Annotated in this window: 1 protein-coding gene and 1 pseudogene; both read right to left on the bottom strand. The window is 38.4% G+C overall.

Features of this window, described 5'->3' with window-relative positions; all coding sequences use genetic code 11:
* Positions 1 to 199: 199 nt before the first annotated feature.
* A pseudogene (locus tag SORDD24_RS02150) lies at positions 200 to 857 on the bottom strand (MmcQ/YjbR family DNA-binding protein).
* A 43-nt stretch (positions 858 to 900) separates the two neighbouring features.
* Positions 901 to 1,533 (bottom strand): copper homeostasis protein CutC, encoded by a 633-nt coding sequence (locus SORDD24_RS02145; protein WP_061407038.1) that lies wholly within the window; start codon positions 1,531 to 1,533, stop codon positions 901 to 903.
* Positions 1,534 to 1,719: the final 186 nt, after the last annotated feature.

The following is a 1,719-nucleotide window of genomic DNA, read 5'->3' as shown; positions in this document are numbered from 1 at the left end:
CCCGAGTACCTCAACAACAAAGCAAATTGATTAAACTTAGCTGTTTTCATGTTTGACTTTCTCCTTCGTTTGATGTCTTGTTAAGTATTTTAGCATAGGAAAAATCTCTTGTCAAGAAAAAATCCAATATTTTCTGAAAATTTCTTCAGTAAAGAATATTTTGCTAATTGAAAGTATTTGAAAATACAAGGTAATTTCCTTACTTTTTCAATGTCAAATTCCAACTGATTTCTAGCAATTCTAGAACGTCATCATCAGATAAACTATCATCAAGAGCAAGACTAATCCAGTAGCGTTTGTTCATATGAAAGGCTGGATAAATGCCTTTTTTTTGAAAGCAAATCGGCTATTTGGTCGTGTTTAAGGTTAACTGCTTCCACTAGACCTTCTCTCCCCTTATCTAGCCTATCCCAAGGAATTCTCATTAAAACAGCATACCACTTTTGACTATCTTCATGACGTAATACTGCCGTATCAGACGATTTTTCCCATAGATATTCCAACTGATTACCATGCTTTTCTTGAACTTGAGCCATGATGCGCTTAGTCTGAGGGCAGATAAAATCCTGCACATCAAAACAAGCCTTCCGAATCTGATAGAGAATCTCCAGACAGGCTTGACGGACACTTCCAACAAAAGTTCCACGCATGCTTTCCATATGAACTTGAGGATAAAGGTCACCAGTCTCCTGATCAAAAACTTGAAAGCTCACATTATCCGTTGTGATGGACACATTCATGACAAAGACTCCATCCAAAATCTGGAAACTGTAGGTCCAGACTCCCTCATTTTCTATAAAACCATAGACACGAGCTTTTTCTTGATTAAACTGATAGGATTTAAAAATTTCAAACATAAGTGAAAACTGCTACCCAAAGCTAGCAGTTCCTTTCTATTTTTTAAAAGACAACCTTGGTACCGTGCAATTGAGTCACACCAAGTTGGTCGATAAAGGTTTGACGGTTGTCCAAGTCAATCCCTCCGCCTGGTAAGATTTCAATTTTACCTTTTGCATGTTCCAAAATTCTTTGATAGTGGGCAAAACGTTTTTCTAACGAGTCACCAGATACGCCAGCACGAGTCAAGATACGAGTGACACCAGCTTGGCTGAGCCAGTCAATGGCTTCCAACTGGTCTTCATCACTTAATTCATCAAAGGCCATGTGAAAGACAATTTCCATTCCTTTAGATGTGGCAATCAACTTTTCAAGATTAGCCTTATCCAACTTCTTATCAGCAGTTAAAGCACCAAAGACAACCCCTTGGCTACCTGCTTGAGCAGTCAAACGAATGTCTTCTAGCATGATGGCAATTTCCAGATCCTGATAAACAAAGTCGCCACCACGTGGACGAATCATGGTCATGATGGTGCTATCGTAGTTAGCGGCCAATTCAACAGCTGCCTTGGTTACTCCATAGCTTGGTGTTGTCCCACCAACTGCTAAATTATCACAAAGTTCGATTCGACGAGCCCCAGCCTGCATAGCTTTTTCAAGCAAGGTCACATTTTCAGCACAAAATTCGTAAATCATTTGATTCTCCTTGATGTTTTCTTTAAATTTATTATATCATATTATTGTGAATATGCTTTCATTTTTATCAAGGCAAATAACTACTATTTTTATCTATTCTTTGTCAGGAATGACTTTAAAGAGATAGTAGGTGATAAAGATAGTCAAGGCTCCCAGACCAATTTTGACTGGCAAAAGAGGGGCAAA

The organism is Streptococcus oralis, assembly GCF_001579175.1.
Lineage (GTDB): Bacteria > Bacillota > Bacilli > Lactobacillales > Streptococcaceae > Streptococcus > Streptococcus oralis_O.
Note: the sequence above shows the minus strand (reverse complement) of the source record. Positions and strands in the feature narration are given on the sequence as shown.

Coding starts and splice junctions, on each gene's coding strand:
- SORDD24_RS02145 (WP_061407038.1), bottom strand. CDS start 1,533: ATGATTTACGAATTTTGTGCTGAAAATGTGACCTTGCTTGAAAAAGCT.